This is a genomic window from Parasphingorhabdus pacifica, assembly GCF_054779195.1.
Genome location: NZ_BAAGYS010000016.1, coordinates 1 through 17,350, shown reverse-complemented (window position 1 = coordinate 17,350; position 17,350 = coordinate 1). Strand labels below are relative to the sequence as shown.

The window sequence follows — 17,350 nt, the reverse complement described above, 5'->3', positions numbered from 1 at the left end:
TGCGTGGTGCGACAGTTGACCGTGGGCGACATCGTGACTGAGCCGCTCGTCCAGCACGCGGTTCCGGAAGTCCTCTCACCAGCCACCGTCGATCGCCCGGTGCGCTGGGTGCACGTCAGCGAGCTCGAGGACTTGTCGACGTTGCTGAAGGGCGGTGAGCTGATCCTGACAACCGGCATCGGAATCGGCCGAACTGATGCTGAGCAGCACGATTACCTGCACAACCTCGATCGCGCAGGGGCCGCGGGGCTGGTCCTCGAACTCGGACGCCGGTTCCAGGAGCCCCCACGAGGGCTCGTACGGACCGCGCGCAGATTGGAATTCCCGCTTGTGGTGCTGCATCGCCCGCTGCGGTTCGTCGCTCTCACGGAGGCAGTGCACGCACGCATCGTCGATGAGCAGGTCGAGCGGCTGAGCTTCTCCGAGCGAGTACACCGGGCCTTCTCCGAACTCGCCGTCGAAGCCGCCGGATCAGACGAGATCCTCCACCAGGGAGGGCTCTTGGCGGGCGCACCACTCGTATTGGAGGACCTCGGGCATCACGTGATCACCTACGAGCTCGGCGATGCGTCAGCCGCCCAAGTCCTCGATCAGTGGGAACGGCGGTCCCGCGCCGCAGGGGACGGGATCAGCATGCCTTTCGGCAATGAACGCTGGATCGCTTCGTTGGTGGGCCCCCGTCGCAGCCCGTGGGGAAGGCTGGTTCTTCTCGGCGGAACTCTGGCCGATGACGCGGCACTCACCTTGCTCGAACGGACGGCTCAGGCCCTCACGGTCGCGCGCCTGATCGAACGCGAACGTCGCGGCGAGGAGCACCGCACCCATACAGGACTCCTCGCGGAACTGTTGGCCGGACGGGCGATCGACGGACCTGATCTCCGCGCCCGCGCGTCCGCCGCCGGACTCACGCCCAGCGCCCACTACCTCCCGCTCACGCTCATGCCCACCCGCCCCCGGACTGGCCGGACGCGCGTCGAGGTCGGCAGTGATCCGGATGGCGACCCGGCTGCCCGTATTCGCGATATCGTTGCCGCTCATCTGCGCGACACGGGCCAACCGGGCCTGGTCGCCGCCACTCGGCCGGGCGCCGTCACCGCCGTGCTGGGACTGACCTCCGGGGACGAGGGCCAGGTGCTGGACCGGTTCGCTCCGGCTGTGCACGAGCGGATCGCCGCAGAGAGCGCCGAATCCGTCTGGGTGATCGGAGTCGGACGCTCCGGAACCACACTCGCCGGCATTGGTCCGCTGATCGACGAATCCGCGCACGCCGCGGAGGTCGCGGCCGTGCAGCAGCCGCGCAGCGGGGGGAACCGCTTGTTCTACCGCAGCGCGGATGTGCGCCTTCGCGGCGTGCTTTCACTGCTCCGCGACGATCCCCGACTGGTCGCGTTCGCCGAGGCCGAACTCGGCCCGCTACTCACTCATGACGCGGACCACCGCACCGACCTCGTCGACATGCTCGGCGATTTCCTACGCCACGGTGGCAACAAGACAGAACTGGCCAGACGTTCGCATCTCAGCCGGCCAGCGCTGTACAACCGACTCGCCACGATCGAGTCCGTGCTCGGTGTGGACCTCTCGGATGCCGAATCGCGCGTGTCACTGCACGTCGCCGCGCTGCTGCGTGAACTCCGGGGCAAGCAGGACGACACCCCGGGATAGCTCGATCTCGGCTTCCTCCCCGAGGGCGCCTCGACGAATCAAGGTTCGACCGGACGACAGGCACTCGGCCACTCGAGGCCTCGGCCGCTGGCTCAGCGCCCGCTATGCACGTCGGGAAAGCATCCGCATTCCCATCGAGTTCCCGGTCTCATCGATACAGCGGGCGAAGCTCCAGCCCCTCATTGACACGGCCACCCGGCCAGCCTAGTGTTGCCGCTCACAGGACGCAGATTGTTTGACAATTTGCATTTGGTCATCGCGGTTTAGTCCCCCGCTGCTACATCGAATCGTTCCCGCCCAGGTCAGGAGGTCGAACCGTTATGCGGATCGTTGTCGTCGGTGGCGGCGTAGTTGGCCTGGCCAGCGCCTACCGGCTCGCCAAAGCCGGTTGTGAGGTCGTCGTCCTCGAAACACGAACCGTAGGCTCCGCGGCGTCGCACGGCAACGCCGCGAAGATCGCATTGGCCGAAAGCGGGCCCGTTCCGGCTCCCGGAGTGATCCTGCAATCATTGCGCTGGCTCCTCAAACCCGACAGTCCATTGTGGATCAAGCCCTCGTTGGCGCCGGACTTCGTCAAGTTCATGATGGCCATGGCGCGCCATTGCAACGAACGCGACTTCAGGTCCGGGCTGCAAACGCATCTGCGTCTGGCTTCCGACGCGGTAGACCTGCTCGAGGACTACGCGGCTGACGGAATCAGTTTCGAAATGCACAAGGCCGGGGTGCTGTTGGCCTTCGAAACCAGGCAACGCTATGCGGAACAGGTCGACTCCCTGGACATCTTCGAGGGCTTCGGCATGCATCCGGATCGACTGGACGGCGACGAGGTCCAGGCCCACGAACCGGCCCTGTCATCCCGTATCCGCCATGGGCTGTACTTTCCCGACGACCGGCAGGTCGAGCCGGACTCACTGACGACCGGTTTGGTCAAACGCTGTCGTGAGCTCGGCGTCGACATCCGTGAGAACACCGAGGTGCACCGTTTCCTGCAACAGGGCAATACCGTCAGCGGGGTGGCGACCGATTCCGGGAACATCACCGGGGATGCACTACTGCTCGCTGCCGGCGCCTGGAGCGGCCCCCTTTCCAAACGCCTCGGCGTACCCCTGCCGATCCGGCCCGGTAAGGGATACAGCATCGACTACTCACCCAACCCGATCCGGTTGCGTAGCGCCCTCACTCTGGAAGACGCCCGTGTAGCCGTGACGCCGCTGAACGGAATGCTTCGGATCGCCGGAACCATGGAATTCGGTGGGTGGGACGACAAAATCAGCACTCCCCGGGTGAAGGCCATCGAACGTGCCGCAGCTGAAGCATTCGTCGGCTGGAACAACCCGGCCGGTGCCGGGGCACCCTGGGCAGGGCTGCGCCCGATGACCCCGGACGGTCTACCGATCATCGGCCGGCTCGGCGACCTCACCAACGCCTACATCGCATCCGGACACGGCATGTTGGGCCTGACGTTGGCACCGGGAACAGCCGAGATCATCACGGAAACCATCACTCGCCGCCACACGTCTCGTGTCGCCGAGGAAGTTTCCCCGGACCGATTCGCCCGGCGCCGCCCAACCACTCGACGCGGCCGATGAAGGCCGACCATTCCACGGCCCGTGAAGTAGGGAGCACCTGACCATGCCCACCCCCGAACAGCATGTCGCGGCGGAGCAGGCCCCCGCAGCACCGACCGTCCGCGGATTGCAACCGGTCAGCGGAGGGACACGCCGTGAAGAAGTCGCCGAGGCGGTTCGCCGCGCGCTGTTGAGCGGAGAACTCGAGCCCGGGCAGCGGCTCAAGGAAGTCGAGCTCGCCGCGGTGTTGAACGTGAGCCGGCCGACCTTGCGCGAAGCGCTACACGAGCTCATCCACGAAGGTGCACTGGTCCAGGAACCGTACAAGGGCATCCGGGTCGCGCAAACCAGCCCGGAGGCCCTGCTGAGCCTCGCCGAGGTCCGGGTCTCCCTGGAGAGCGTGGCAGCTATCCGCCTGGCCGAGGAGCCGGCGAAGATCGGCCTGGCGGCGCTGCGCGACGCCCAGGCGGCGCACGAGCGCGCGATAGAGGCCGGTGACGTGGTCGCCTCCGACATGACCCACCTGGAATTCCATCGCACGTTGTGGATGCACTCGGGCAACGAGATGTTGGTCCGGATCTGGCCGCTGGTAGCCGCGCAGATCCGGATGGCGATGACCGTCGACCAAGCCACCCGAAACGACCCGCAACGCGACCTCGAAATGCACGAGCGCCTGGTACAGGCCATCGAATCCGGCGAAATCGAGCGTGTCCGCGCCGAGGTGGAGTTCCACATCCGCTCCAGCGCCGAAGAACTCGTCGACCTGATGCGCAACACTGATGATTCCGACACGGAGGAGTAAATTGATGAGCAACGATTTCACGGGAATCCTCGCCGCCGTCGTGACTCCGCTGACCGCAGACGGGTCCGACGTGGACACTGAGGGGGTCAAGCGGCAGACCGAGCACATTCTCTCCGGAGGCGTCAACGGTCTCGTTCCGGGCGGTAGCACTGGGGAATTCACAACGCTGACCACGAGCGAACGCAAACAGGTCACCGAGCTCTACGTTGATGCCGCCGCAGACCGTGTTCCCGTCGTCGCCGGTACCGGCGCGCTGAGTACGGCCGAGACCGTGGAGTTGAGCCGACACGCCAGTCGAGCCGGCGCGAGCGCGGTCATGGTCGTTCCCCCGTTCTACGACCCGCCGTCCTGGGCCGAGCTCCTCGTGCACTACGGTGCGGTATCGGACGCGGTCGATGTGCCGATCATGTACTACAACATCCCCGCGGCCACCGGCGTCGACCTCACAGTGGAACAATTCGCCGAGCTCGCCCGCAAAACCGGAGTCACCTCGTTCAAGGACACCGGCGGAGACGCGCCGAAGTTCACCGACATCCTGCAAAACCACGCGGACGACATCACTGCCCTCAACGGTTTCGACACGTTGTCGTTCTACGGGCTCTCCGTCGGCGCGACGGCGAGCGTCTGGGGCACCGCGAGCGTGATTCCTCGACTGTGCGCGGAGTTCTACGACGCGCTGGCGGTGCGCGGCGATCTCACCGCCGCTCGTGCGCTGTGGTCCAAGATCTTCCCGATCTGCCAGTTCCTCGAATCGCACAACTACGCCTGCGCGATCAAGACGGGCGTTGAGCTAATCGGGCAGGACGCGGGACCGATGCGACGTCCCGTGCTCCCGCTGGCCACGCAGTACCGCGAGGAGCTCCGGCAGCTTCTGAGGCAGGCCGGCGTGGGCGTCACCGAGAGCTAGAGGGAGACACATCGTGATCTCGAAGCAGATCATCCACACCGTCGACGTCCACGCGGAAGGCGAACCGGGGCGCGTGCTGATCGGCAGCAACCTGCACGTCAAAGGCGAGACCATGGCCGAACGACTGCAGTACTGCCGAAACCACCTCGACGCCCTGCGCTTGCTCCTGCTGCGTGAACCCCGTGGCTACCCGGGCTTGTGTGCCAACCTCATCCTGCCACCCGTCAACCCCGCCGCGGATTTCGGTCTCGTGGTGCTCGAGCAAGGGGGCTTCCGGCCGATGTCCGGAAGCAACCTCATCTGTGCCGTGACGGCGCTGCTGGAAACAGGTGCGTTGCCTGTCGAGGAACCGGTCACCGAGGTCGTCGCGGATACCGCGGTAGGCCCGATCGAGGTCCGCGCCGAGGTCACCCGCGGCAAGGTCACCCGGGTCACCCTGCACAACGTTGCCGCTTTCGCCGTTGCGCTCGATCACGTGCTGGACCTTCCGGAATACGGGAAAGTTCCGGTGGATATCGTCTTCGGCGGTCAGTTCTTCGTGCAGGCCAAGGCTTCCGACCTCGGCGTGGACCTGGTTCCCACGGCGGCCAAGGACCTCGCTCGAGCGGGCGCGGTGCTTCGGACCGCAGCACAGCAACAGTTCCCGGTCAGCCACCCGCACAATCCCGACATCGATCACATCGCGCTGGCCATGATCCACGGTATCTCACCGACACCCGGCGTCTCGGGACGCAACACCGTGGTTCTGCCCAACGGGGAGGTAGAGCTGACCGATCCGCGGACCTGGACCGGGTCGCTGGACCGCTCACCGTGCGGAACGGGAACATGCGGCCGCATGGCGGCCCTGCACGCACGGGGGGAACTCACGCCGGGCAGTCCTTTCGTCCACGAGAGCCTGCTCGGCACGACATTCACCGGAAATCTGCTCGACACCACAGAAGTCGGGCAGTATCCGGCGGTGTCGCCGACCATCACCGGGCGGGGATGGATCACCGGGTTCAGCCAGCACGTCCTCGATGACGACGACCCCTTCCCCCAGGGTTACACGTTGGGTGACCTGTGGGGTCCCGACACCGCCGCTTCCACGGTCGCCAACCTCTCCGAACCGTGAAGCTTGGAGAACAGATGAGTCAGCAAGGGCTTCAGTTCATCGCAGGACAACGCCGCGAGGGTCGCGGCGACACGTTGTCGATTCTCGATCCGTCTACCGGGGACCTCGTTCTCACCGGAGCCGCTGCTACCGCTGCCGACGTCGACGACGCGGTCGCCGCCGCTCACCAGGCGTTCGCCGAGTGGGCAGCCACGCCACCCGGCGAACGGTCGGCCGCGATGCTGCGCTGGTCGGACATCCTGCAGAAGCGCAGCAGCGAGCTCGCAGTCACCGAGAGTCGCAACGGTGGAAAACCGATCAAGCTCGCCGAGGGGTTCGACGTCCCTGGTGTGATCGACAACGTCACGTTCTTCGCCGGGGCCGCCCGCAATCTCGAGGGCAAGGCGGCCGCCGAGTACTCGGGAGAACACACCTCGACCATCCGGCGGGAACCAATTGGCATCGTCGGTGCGATCGCACCGTGGAACTACCCGTTGCAGATGGCGGCATGGAAGGTACTGCCCGCCGTCGCCGCCGGCAACACGATCGTGCTCAAGCCGTCCGAGATGACACCGTTGACCTCGATCATGTTCGCTGAATCCGCCCGTGAAGCCGGCATTCCCAACGGTGTCATCAACATCGTCACCGGCCACGGTGAGGCCGCAGGGCAGGCGCTGGTGGAACACGATGACGTGTCCATGGTCTCGTTCACGGGTTCGACAGCAGCAGGCCGAAAGGTCGCCGCCACCACCGCGGGCGGGGTGAAACGCGTCCACCTCGAACTCGGTGGAAAGGCACCGTTCGTCGTCTTCGACGATGCCGATCTCGAAGCCGCTGCACGAGGGGCCGTGGCCGGAGCGCTCATCAATACCGGGCAGGACTGCACCGCCGCTACCCGAGCGTATGTGCAACGCCCGTTGTACGACGCGTTCGTCCAACGAGTCGCCGAGCTGATGGACGAGGTCCAGCTCGGTCCCGCCGACGATCCCGCCACCGACATGGGCTCCCTCATCTCGCTGGAGCACCGCGACCGGGTTGCCCACATGGTCGACCGTGCACGCCACGACGGCGCCAAGGTCGTGCGCGGCGGAACCATCCCGAACCACACGCCGGAAGCCGGGGCCTACTACGAACCCACGTTGATCACCGATGCCGCGCAGAACTCGGAGATCGTCCAACGAGAGGTCTTCGGACCGGTGCTGGCCTGCCTTCCCTTCGACAGCGATGACGAAGGGCTCACTTTGGCCAACGACACACCCTACGGGCTCGCCGCGTCCGCGTGGTCCCGGAATGTGTTCCGCACCCAGCGGGCCAGCCGTGAGATCCGGGCCGGATGCGTGTGGATCAACGACCACATTCCGATCATCAGCGAAATGCCCCACGGCGGATACCGTTCCTCGGGCTTCGGCAAGGACATGTCCGCCTACTCGTTCGAGGAGTACACCAACGTCAAACACGTGATGTCGGACATCACCGGAGAGAGCCACAAGAGCTGGCACCACCTGGTCTTCACCACACGCTGACGCGCCGGCGCTGCCTGGGCCGAGTCCGACGTCCAACGCACGCCGAAGCCGCAACGGCTCGACACGTCGCTGATTTCGCCGCGGCGTCCGAGCCGTTCCCCGCGGACAGACATCCGGAAGGAGGTTGCATGACACCGCGCTCGGAATGAGCCGCGTCGCTTCACACCCATATCTCCGAGTAGCTTGTTCGACAATCTACGGGCGAGAACTCATGCCTCCAACAATCCAGGTGATATGACAATGCGGATCCTTCTCATCGGCAACACCGGCCGACTCGGCAGCAAAGTGCAAACGGTACTGGAAGAACGCGGACACGAGGTCGTCGAGGCGAGCCGGTCGCATCCGGAACACCCGGTGGACATCGGCACCCCGGAGTCGATCGCACGGCTCTACGACACCGTCGGCGCCGTGGACGCCGTAGCATGCGCCGCCGGTCACGTCGTCTACGACCGCGTCCACGCACTCAGCTACGAGAGCTACCGCGAAAGCCTGTTGAACAAGGCGCTGGGACAGATCGAACTCGTGCGGCGCGGCATCAGCGTCGTTCCCGAACGAGGATCGTTCACGCTCATCACCGGTGTCCTCGCCAAGGAACCGGTCGTGACGAGTTCAGCTGCGTCGGCTGCCAACGGAGCAGTCGAAGCCTTCGTCCGTGCGGCCGCACTTGAAATCGCCCCGCAACGGGTCAATGCTGTCAGCCCCACGGTCTTCGCCGAGTCCATGAAAACCGTCGGCCACCTCTTCCCCGGTGAAGAACCCATTCCGGTTCGAAATGTCGCCAACGCCTATGTTCGCTCGATCGAAAGGGCCGAGACGGGCCGCATTTTCCAGCTGCCTTGACACCTCGGACCACTGATTCGCTTCCCACCAAGGCGTGGCGCTGAACATGCCCTGATCAACGAGTGAGGCCCCCGGCCAGAGCACCGCAAACCACGCTCACTGGCACCTTCGGGAGCTTCACTACGTTGTCAGGCATGTCGGCGATCGTGCCGGCTGCTGTTGGCGGCGTTTGGCGGTCACCGCTGCCGGACACCACCAGAATGTTCATGCGGCGTCCGAGCACGAAGGCTGGGGTGAACACCGCAGCTCGTCAAGTCGACGTCGCAGGGACGCCACCGGGCGGAATTACCGCAACCGATCGGTGATGCGACACCGTCCACCTCAGTGCACGGGAATCTCCTGCCGCGACGTTACCGCCGTGTCCGGCACGATGAGAAACTCCCGATCACGTTCGGTCAGTACCTTGAGAAAACCGGGCTCGGCCTGCATCACGTATCCGCGTAGTTCGTTTCCGTCATGCAGGCCGATTCGCTCCAGAGGAACCCACGGGATGTCGGTGGTCGCCGCAGCCGTCAGCATGGCCGCAACGATCAGTACTCCGAGGTGGTGGCTCACCCACCGGACCGCCCGCTGTGGGCGGGTCCGCACCGCGCGGGCGATTCCGAGGACCACTGCGCCGACGACGGCCGCGAGCAACGGCACCCACCAGGCATGGAAGCTCCACGTGTAGACGAACATGGCCATCAGAGTGATCAGCAGCAGGAGCAAGCCATTGACGTGGAGTGGTTCGGTGGGCTGTCCCTCCAGGACATGTCTTCTGCCTTCCCAGATGCCGCGCAGAGCGGTTGCGGCGCGGAAGGCAGCGACCGGGACCAGCAGAGCGAGGAAGCTCGCGGCGATCAGCGAGTTGCCCATCAGCGTGCCCAGCACGATTCCGATTCCGTCATTGAGGTCGAGCGTGTGCAGGACGGCGAATGCTGTGTGCCAATCGCCACCGGAGACCGCGAACAGCCGTACGAGGACAAACAAGAACGCGGCGGTGGTCAGTGCGAGCCCAACGCCGGACTGCCTGTCGTCGTGCTGAGAAGGTGCCACGGCGTCACGGTCGCACGAACAGTGGCGTCGTATTCCGCGGACGCGCCGGCCCGATCGGCGACGCTCTCGTCGGTGGGTTCGCAACATTGGACTGCGCGGTTTGAACGCGCATCAATCGCGGTCGGTGGGGAGTAGCCCGGCGACTATCCCGAGCATCGCCAACCCGGTCGCGGGCACCAACACCGTCCAGGGAGCGACCTCCACGTAGTCGAGGGATTGGGACAGCATCGCTCCCCATTCCGGGGAGTCGTGCGGGGCGGCGAGTCCGAGGAATCCCAGTCCTGCAAGGGCGAGCGCGTTGTGCGGGATTCGGACGAGGGCGTGGCGCGCCACCAGTGGCAGGATCGACGGCAGCAGATGCCGCAGCAGAATCTCTCCACGTCCGGCACCGCTGGTCACTGCCGCCTGCACGAAGCCGGACGCCCGAACCTCGGCGGCGAGCGTCCGGCTGTGCACCGCCAACGGGATCCACGCGACCAGGCACACCGCGACAGAAGCGCTGAGCATCCCTGGTCCGGCCGCGGCGGCCACCACGATTCCGGCCAGCACCGGTGGTACCGCGTTGAGGACGTCCGCCACACCGGCACGGCCGCGAGTGCCCACCATTCCGGCGAGCAGGCCGATCGCGAGCGAAACCGCGCTGATCGCGACCGAGACTCCCATGCTCAGCAAGGCGCCGTGCCCGAGCCGAGCGAGCAGGTCGCGGCCCAGTGCGTCAGTACCCAGCGGAGAGACCACCGAGGGCGACTGCAAGCGCTCGGTGAGGGCGACGGCGTGCGGATCTCGCAGCAACCCGACCACCACGGCCGTGCCGAGCACTGCGGCCACACCGGCTCCCCACCCCGAGCTGCGAGCGGGTCGCGGCGGTAAACCGGGCGTCAGGCCAGAGCTGTGCAGGGCCGGGCCCATCATGCGCCGATGCACGAGGATGCCCGCCGCTCCGAATCCCAGCCCGAGCAGGACCAGGACGGCAACGCATGCCTGCACCACGGGCAGGTCCTGTGCGAGCACCCCGTGCAGAGCCATTTCCCCCAAGCCGGGAATGGCGAAGATCGTTTCGACAACCACCGATGAACCGAGCAGACCGATGAACAGCAGCACGATCTGCGGAAACGCCACCGCCACGGCTCGATACAGCACAGCGACCACCACCGAGGTGCGACGGAAACCGGTGGCCCGCCAGGTACGCACCCACGTCTCGGCGAGCGTGCTGTCGATCGCACTCGACAGCACGCGGCTGAGTACGCCCGCAGCGGGAACACCCAACGCCAGTGCCGGAAGCGGCACGTTCGCCGGCCCTGCCCAGCCGGAGGTGGGAGCCAGTCCCCAATGCACTGCGACGACCACGAGCAGCACTGTCGCGAGCAGAAACTCCGGCAGTGCGGCCAGCAGCGCTCCCACCGCGGCGGCACCGCGACCGGAGGCGTGGCCGGTTCGGGTCGCCCGCCACAGGCTCGGCGCCAGAACGAGCAGGGCGCATCCGAGGCAGATCACGCTTGCCGCGCCCGCGAGAGTCATCGAGATCCCCAGCGCGGAGGTGACCGATGTGGACACCGGAGTGCCGGTCACCCAGGATTCCCCGAAGTCGCCGCGTAACGCTCCCGCAAGCCAGGCAAGCGTGCCGGTGACCGGGTCGTCCGGGATGCCGAGATCGGCTCGGATCGAATCCAGCACGGCCGGATCGAGCGCGCGCTCGGCCGAACGCGCACGCAACACCGTCTGTGCCGGATCATCGCCGCTGAGCCACGGGAGCGAACCAACGACAGCCACGAGGCCGATGAGCGCGCCCACGACGACGAACAGTCCCCGCAGCGTGGAAACTGTTACGAGAGGCGGGATCCGATTCATGCGCCGGGAACCGTCTCTGCCGTGATCAACCGTCGTTCGAAGCTGTCCTCGGCAACGCCCCGAAGACCGTCCGCGATGCCGATCCGGGTGCGCTCATGCGCCAGCGGGATGATCGCGTCGCTGCTGAGCACTTGCCCGGCGATCCGCGACGCAGCGGCCTTGCGCTCGTGCCCCCCGGTCGCGGCCGCGTCGGCGATGGCGGCGTCGATGCTCCGGTCACACAGCAGGGACAGGTTGTAGCTGCCATCGCAGGTCCAGTCCGTGCCCAGGTAGCTGATCGGGTCGCCGGTGTCGAGCGAGTACGAGCGGGTACCGATGACCACGTCGTAGGCACCGTCAAGCAGTTCGGACTCCATTGTGGAGTAATCCTGGACCACGACGTCCTCGACGCGGAAGCCCGCGGAGCGCAGCTTCTCGGCGACCACCGAGGCGATTTCCGGGAGTTCCGGACGTTCGTCGTAGGTTGCCACCCGGATCTGGCGGCCGTGCGGCTTGCCGGGGTTGGTTTCGCTCCGCTCCGGGGTGTCCGTGTCCGCCGCCCACGGGCTCGCCGGCCCGAAAAGGCCTCGGGCCGGGTCGGCGTGCCCGGCGTAGATGCTTTCGGCGATCTCGGAGGAATCAACCGCTTCGCGCGCGGCGGCCCGCAACGCGGGGTCGGTGAACGGGCCTTTCCGCGTGTTGAGGTGGGCGCCGACCAGACGCGGCAACGGGAATTCGAGTACCTCCTGGTCCTTGATCGTGGATAGTTGGGAGACGGGGACCGCGTCGATGATGTCGACCTCTCCTGCGCGCAACGCGCCCACCCGGCTCGCGCCGTCCGGGATGAACCGCACGTCGATTCCCGACGACTGCGGCGCGCCACCCCAGTAGTCGGGATTCGCGCTGAGAGTCGCGTTCGTCTCCTGCACGCCGTCCAGCACGTATGGGCCCGTTCCAGCTCGTACGGGGTCCGGCGCCGCCGGGTCGTCGGCGTAGGCGGATGGGGCCAGGATCGCCAGTTCCGGCGAGGTGAGGCGTTGTTCGAGGATGGGGTCGGGTTCGGAGGTCGACACCTCGAGCGTGCGTTCGCCCGTCGGTTCGGCTGCGAGCTCGATGTCGCTGAGGGCGCGGGGCGTGGTGGTGGCATGGGTGGCGTGCGTGAGCGCGTCGGCCGCGTGTCCTGCGGTCAGCGCAGTGCCGTCGTGGAACGTCACACCCGGGCGCAGCGTCACCCGCAGGGTATCCGGAGCGGTCCGATTCCAGCTCTCCGCCAGTACCGGCTGGGGGTCGCCTTCGCGATCCAACACGGCCAGCGTCTCGGCGGCCCCGAGCTTGCTGAGCAGCACGGCGTCATCGCTGTACGGCGACATCGCGGCGGCGGGCTGAAAAGCCAGTCCCACGCTGATCCGATCACCCCCGCTGTCGCCTCCGGTGCCGGCGAAGCAGCCCGAAAGCACGAGTGCGCTGGCCAGAATGCTCCCCGCGCAACGAGCTTTCGTTGTGCGCATCGGCATGGGAGCCGACCTCCTTCGGTACGGGCGAATGACATCGCGCAGCCTATAGACAATGGTTTTCATTTGTATAGGCGTCGGGAGAGCACCAGCAGCGTGAGACCGCCCACAGCGGGCAGCGCGGCCAGGAACAACCAGGGCAACGCCGCCTCCGGAGCGGGCTCGGCGGCCAAATCGAGCATTCCCCCAGCGACGCCACTACCGACCAACACAGCCAGGCCACCCGCGGACGAGAGGAATCCGTAGTACGAACCGAGATCGGCCTCCCTCGCCAGTCGCGGGACCAAGTCCTGTGCCACCGGAACGGCCAACATCTGGCCCAGGGTCAACAGCGCCACGAACAGCACGGCCGGTGCGACGGCGAATGGCCCCGGCACCGGTGTCCACGGCGCGCAACCGGCCACCACGGCGAACGCCAGGCTCAACAACCCGAAACTCAGCGGCAGCGCCCTGCCCGCGCCGAGCCGAGTACGCGCCCATGACGCCAGGGGGAGCTGGCCGAACACGACCATGACCGAGGCGAGCGCGAACATCCATCCCAGTGCACCCTCGGAACCGGCGCGCCCGAGCTCGACCGGCAACGCCAAGTAGAGCTGGTTGTAACTGAGCAAGTAGGCGCTGTAGGCGGCCGCGAAGATCAGGAACGTCCGGTTGCGGATGATCTTCGCCCAGCTCGCGAACAGGCGGCGCCGACCGTCGCCCTCGCTCGGAGGTAGCCAGCGCGCGTGGGCGATGAGGATGAGCACGAAGACACCGGCGGCCACCGAGCACCCCAATCCGAAATCGACGCCGAGCAGCGCGGTACCGAGGAGCGGGCCGGTGACCGCGCCGACCTCGCCGCACACCGCGAACAACCCGAAGAGCTCGGTCCGCGTGATGATGCCGCGTTCCTCCAGCTCCACACCTTGCTTGGCCAGGGCTGCTTCCACTGCCGGGGAGAACAGCGCGGCGGCGAATCCGATGAGGACCGTGCCGGCGACGACGGTGGCGAACGAATCCGCCGCTGCCAGCACCACGAAGCCGACGATGCGGATCACGCAGCCCGCCAAGATCGTGGGTTTGGCCCCGTAGCGATCGGCCAACGCACCTCCGACCACGAACATCCCCTGCTGGCTGAATGTTCGGATGCCGAGAACGATGCCGATCGCCCAGCCCGCCAGGGCGAGATCCGCCGCCAGGTGCACCGCCAGGAAGGGCACCACCAGGTAGAAACCCACGTTGAACGCGAGCTGGGTCAGCAGTAACAAGCGGGCGATGCCGGGCAGCCTGCCGAACTGGCCCAACAACGACCAGCGTCTGGTGACGGGATTTCGCCGCGTGCCGACGGCGGTCACTGAGCACTCCTTCGAACGATCCGAGAACGGGAGAAAGATGGCGACTTCACACGTCGGCCAGACTGGGCACCGAGCTGAGCAGAGCTCGGGTGTAGTCGTGCCGTGGAGCATCGAAGATCTCGCCGACGCTGCCGCGTTCGACGATCTCGCCGGCGCGCATGACCAGCACTCGGTCACAGACCCGCCGCACGACCGCGAGATCGTGGGTGACCAGCAGCAAGCCGAGCCCTTCTCGTTCGACCAGCTCCCGCAGGAAGTGCAGGACGCGCGAACGCACCGACGCGTCCAGCGCGGTGACCGGTTCGTCTGCCAGTAGGAACCGCGGCGACGGCGCCAATGCACGGGCGATCGCAATGCGCTGTCGCTGACCACCGGAAAACTCACCGGGGCGGTGGCCGGCGGTCTCCGGCTCCAAGCCGACGGCGCGCAGCACTTCCGCGACCCGCTCATCGTGCTCACCGGGAATGCGTAGACACCGCAACGGTTCCGCCACGACGTCACCGACACGCATCCGGGGATTGAGCGACGACCACGGGTCCTGGGGAATCATCTGCACCTCGGACCGGAACCACCGCAACCGACCGGCCCGGTCGGGCAGCACTCGCCGGTCCTGGTAGTGCACCTTGCCCGCGTCCGGAGCTTCGAGTGCCAGCAGCAATCGCAGCAACGTAGATTTGCCGCACCCGGACTCGCCGACGATTCCGACCCGTTCCCCCGCAGCCAGTTCGAGGTCCACCCCGTTGACCGCGGGAATGTGGCGTGCCGGGCGTAACAGGCCCCGCGAGCTGCCCCGGTAGGTGCGGTGCAGCGCAGTCGCCCGAAGCAGGCTCATGACAGCACCTCGCTGTCGGACGCCCGCACCGGTCCCCCTCCGGTCGCCTCCCATTCGAGAGCGCTGGAGACCAGCTCGGCCGTCCGCGGGTGCTGCGGTGCGTGGATCAGTTCGGTCACCGCCGCGTTCTCGACGATCGAGCCACCGTCCATCACCATGGCGTTCTCACAGGTCCGGGCCACCACGGGAAGGTCGTGCGAGACGAACAGCAACGCAGGCCCGTCTTCCTCGGCGACGATGTCCGTAAGCAGACCGAGCACTTCGGCCTGCACCGTGACGTCGAGTGCCGTGGTCGGTTCGTCGGCGATGAGCACCGCAGGACGGCAAGCCAGTGCCATCGCGAGCGCGACGCGCTGCCGCTGCCCACCGGAGAGCTCTGGTGGGCGGCACCGAGCCACGCGTTCCGGATCGGCGAACCGCACCCGTTCCAGCAATCCAATCACCGCTGCCCGGGCTTCGGACCGGGACAGTCCACCGTGTCGACGCAGAGGTTCGGCGACCTGCCGCTCGACCCGTACCAACGGATTCAGCGCGGAGAGCGAATCCTGGAACACCATGGCCATTGAGCTCCCCCGCAGCCGCGCCAACCGTGACTCAGGCAACCCGAGCAGTTCCGTTCCCTCGAACCGGACGCTGCCGGACACGGCAGCCCCGGCCGGTAGCAGCCCCAACAGGGACAAGCCGGTCAGCGACTTGCCGGACCCCGAAGCGCCGATCAGCCCTCGTCGTTCACCGCGCGCGAGGCGGAAATCCACGGCGTCGACGACCCGGCGATCGCCGAGCTCGACGGTCAGCCCGTCGACTTCCAACACCGGGCCGCAACGACTCTCAGATCCCGCGATTGCCTGCACTAGGTCCACAAGCTCATGAGTATCATTTTCATTAGATCTTCTGGTGCCCGGCCCCCTGGTCGGCCGCGACGAGCACATCCTCGCGCTCCCCGGAGACACGGGCCGTCATCAGGAAGAAACCCGGTGCACTCGGATACGGCGCCTCGGCGAACAGTGAGGTGTGTTCGATGACCTCACCGAAACCCGCTTGCCGCACCAGTGCGGCGCACTCGGCGAAATCGACTCCGGCCGCGAACGGAAGTGCGTCGACCGCACCGGCATAGCAACTGTTGAACCGTTCCTCCACGACCTCGTCGCCGACGTCGGCCGCACCCCACTGGGCATCGCTGATCAGCACCAGCCCACCTGGACGCAACACCTCTCGCAACGCGCGCAGGGCCGCGCCGGGATCCGGCAACGTCCACAGCACGTTGCGCAGCACCACCGCGTCGAACGGTCCACTCGGCGGTTCCTCCGCCGAACCAACCAACCACTCGACCGCCAGGTCTTCGTCCACAGCGCGTTCGGTCGCCACCTGCAGCATTCCGGGCGAAAGGTCCTGACCGGTGACGTGACACCCCTCCACCGCCAGCAGCCGAGCCAGGAAACCCGTGCCGCATCCACTGTCGAGGACGCGAGCACCACGACCGACCGCTTCGGCGATCAGCGGGCCGACACGCAGCGCCCACCCCTCGCGCGCCGCATCTTGCCCCGGCTGCAGGTCATATCCATTCCGGGCACGTCCGTTCCAATAGGACACCACGCCCTCCGGGACCGCCTCCACGAACTCACTCCTCGACTCGACGTGCTGTGCGCGGCAAGGGCGGCACTGCTGCGACCACGCAAGACCCGCCCACACCGCCGGAGAACGCTACAGCAGCAAGCATGCAATTGCCATAGTTATGCATTAGCTGTCCGGGCGAGGTCGGCGGGCGGGCTCGGTGGTCGATTTCGTCGGCGGGTCCAGTTGTTGGCGGTGCGGGGTGGTGGGGTTTAGGTGAGGGTGATGTGGCGGTTGACGTCTTTGTAGAGGAGGTAGCGGAAGGGTTCGGGTCCGCCGGCGTAGCAGGCTTGGGGGCAGAACGCGCGGAGCCACATGAAGTCGCCTGCCTGGACCTCGACCCAGTCACCGTTGAGCCGATAGACGGCCTTGCCCTCCAGGACATAGATACCGTGTTCCATCACGTGCGTCTCGGCGAACGGGATGACCGCCCCCGGAGCGAACGTCACGATATTGACGTGCATGTCATGGGCAAGATCGTCCGGATCCACGAACCGGGTCGTGGCCCACGCACCATCCGTATCGGGCATCGGCGTGGCAGCGATGTCCTGCTCCTGCACCGCGAACCCGACCGGCTCGTAGCCCTCCAACGGCTCATAAGCCTTACGCACCCACTGAAAACTCACACGCTCATCGGCATCGTTGACCACCGACCACTCCGCCCCCGCCGGCACATACGCATACCCACCCGCAGAAAGCTCATACCCAACCCCGTCCAACACCAGCCGCAACCGGCCGGCCAGCACGAACACCACCGACTCCACACCACGCTCCGGCTCCGGCCGCGCACTACCACCCCCCGGAGCCA

15 protein-coding genes are annotated in these 17,350 nt (G+C 66.7%); 7 read left to right on the top strand and 8 right to left on the bottom strand.

Features of this window, described 5'->3' with window-relative positions; all coding sequences use genetic code 11:
* Positions 1–3: 3 nt before the first annotated feature.
* The 7 genes from ACYVAN_RS22865 to ACYVAN_RS22835 all read left to right on the top strand — a co-directional run bounded on the left by ACYVAN_RS22865 (position 4) and on the right by ACYVAN_RS22835 (position 8,392).
* The gene (locus ACYVAN_RS22865; protein ID WP_460962954.1) at positions 4–1,662 is read left to right on the top strand and encodes a PucR family transcriptional regulator; all 1,659 of its coding nucleotides are present in this window, start codon (positions 4–6) and stop codon (positions 1,660–1,662) included.
* A 320-nt stretch (positions 1,663–1,982) separates the two neighbouring features.
* On the top strand, positions 1,983–3,251 hold the full coding sequence (locus ACYVAN_RS22860) for an NAD(P)/FAD-dependent oxidoreductase (protein ID WP_460962952.1): 1,269 nt from the start codon (positions 1,983–1,985) through the stop codon (positions 3,249–3,251).
* Between the two features lie 43 nt (positions 3,252–3,294).
* Positions 3,295–4,032, top strand: coding sequence for a GntR family transcriptional regulator (locus ACYVAN_RS22855; RefSeq protein WP_460962950.1), 738 nt, complete (start codon positions 3,295–3,297; stop codon positions 4,030–4,032).
* A 4-nt stretch (positions 4,033–4,036) separates the two neighbouring features.
* Positions 4,037–4,939 carry a dihydrodipicolinate synthase family protein gene (locus ACYVAN_RS22850; protein ID WP_460962948.1) on the top strand — a complete coding sequence of 301 codons (903 nt, stop codon included), beginning with the start codon at positions 4,037–4,039 and terminating at the stop codon, positions 4,937–4,939.
* A gap of 13 nt (positions 4,940–4,952) precedes the next feature.
* Complete coding sequence (locus ACYVAN_RS22845; RefSeq protein ID WP_460962946.1) at positions 4,953–6,050, top strand: proline racemase family protein; 1,098 nt, start codon at positions 4,953–4,955, stop codon at positions 6,048–6,050.
* 14 nt (positions 6,051–6,064) lie between these two features.
* Positions 6,065–7,552 carry a gamma-aminobutyraldehyde dehydrogenase gene (locus tag ACYVAN_RS22840; RefSeq protein WP_460962944.1) on the top strand — a complete coding sequence of 496 codons (1,488 nt, stop codon included), beginning with the start codon at positions 6,065–6,067 and terminating at the stop codon, positions 7,550–7,552.
* A 240-nt stretch (positions 7,553–7,792) separates the two neighbouring features.
* Complete coding sequence (locus ACYVAN_RS22835) at positions 7,793–8,392, top strand: short chain dehydrogenase (protein WP_460962942.1); 600 nt, start codon at positions 7,793–7,795, stop codon at positions 8,390–8,392.
* 321 nt (positions 8,393–8,713) lie between these two features.
* Here ACYVAN_RS22835 and ACYVAN_RS22830 read toward each other — a convergent pair whose 3' ends face one another.
* From ACYVAN_RS22830 to ACYVAN_RS22795, 8 genes are all read right to left on the bottom strand, one after another.
* Positions 8,714–9,427, bottom strand: a complete 714-nt coding sequence (locus ACYVAN_RS22830) for a hypothetical protein (protein ID WP_460962940.1) — start codon at positions 9,425–9,427, stop codon at positions 8,714–8,716.
* Between the two features lie 111 nt (positions 9,428–9,538).
* A complete protein-coding gene (locus ACYVAN_RS22825; protein ID WP_460962938.1) occupies positions 9,539–11,275 on the bottom strand; it encodes an ABC transporter permease subunit in 1,737 nt (578 codons plus the stop codon).
* Entirely contained in the window at positions 11,272–12,768 is a 1,497-nt protein-coding gene (locus tag ACYVAN_RS22820) for an ABC transporter substrate-binding protein (protein WP_460962936.1), read from the bottom strand. Before ACYVAN_RS22820 ends, ACYVAN_RS22825 begins: the two co-directional genes overlap by 4 nt.
* 59 nt (positions 12,769–12,827) lie before the next feature.
* On the bottom strand, positions 12,828–14,099 hold the full coding sequence (locus ACYVAN_RS22815; protein WP_460962934.1) for an MFS transporter: 1,272 nt from the start codon (positions 14,097–14,099) through the stop codon (positions 12,828–12,830).
* A 46-nt stretch (positions 14,100–14,145) separates the two neighbouring features.
* Positions 14,146–14,931, bottom strand: coding sequence for an ABC transporter ATP-binding protein (locus ACYVAN_RS22810; RefSeq protein ID WP_460962932.1), 786 nt, complete (start codon positions 14,929–14,931; stop codon positions 14,146–14,148).
* Entirely contained in the window at positions 14,928–15,743 is an 816-nt protein-coding gene (locus ACYVAN_RS22805; RefSeq protein WP_460962930.1) for an ABC transporter ATP-binding protein, read from the bottom strand. Before ACYVAN_RS22805 ends, ACYVAN_RS22810 begins: the two co-directional genes overlap by 4 nt.
* Before the next feature lie 70 nt (positions 15,744–15,813).
* Positions 15,814–16,545: a class I SAM-dependent methyltransferase gene (locus ACYVAN_RS22800; RefSeq protein WP_460962928.1), complete on the bottom strand. Its 732-nt coding sequence runs from the start codon at positions 16,543–16,545 to the stop codon at positions 15,814–15,816.
* 209 nt (positions 16,546–16,754) lie between these two features.
* A partial coding sequence (locus ACYVAN_RS22795; RefSeq protein WP_460962926.1) for a (S)-ureidoglycine aminohydrolase occupies positions 16,755–17,350 on the bottom strand: 596 nt, incomplete at its 5' end.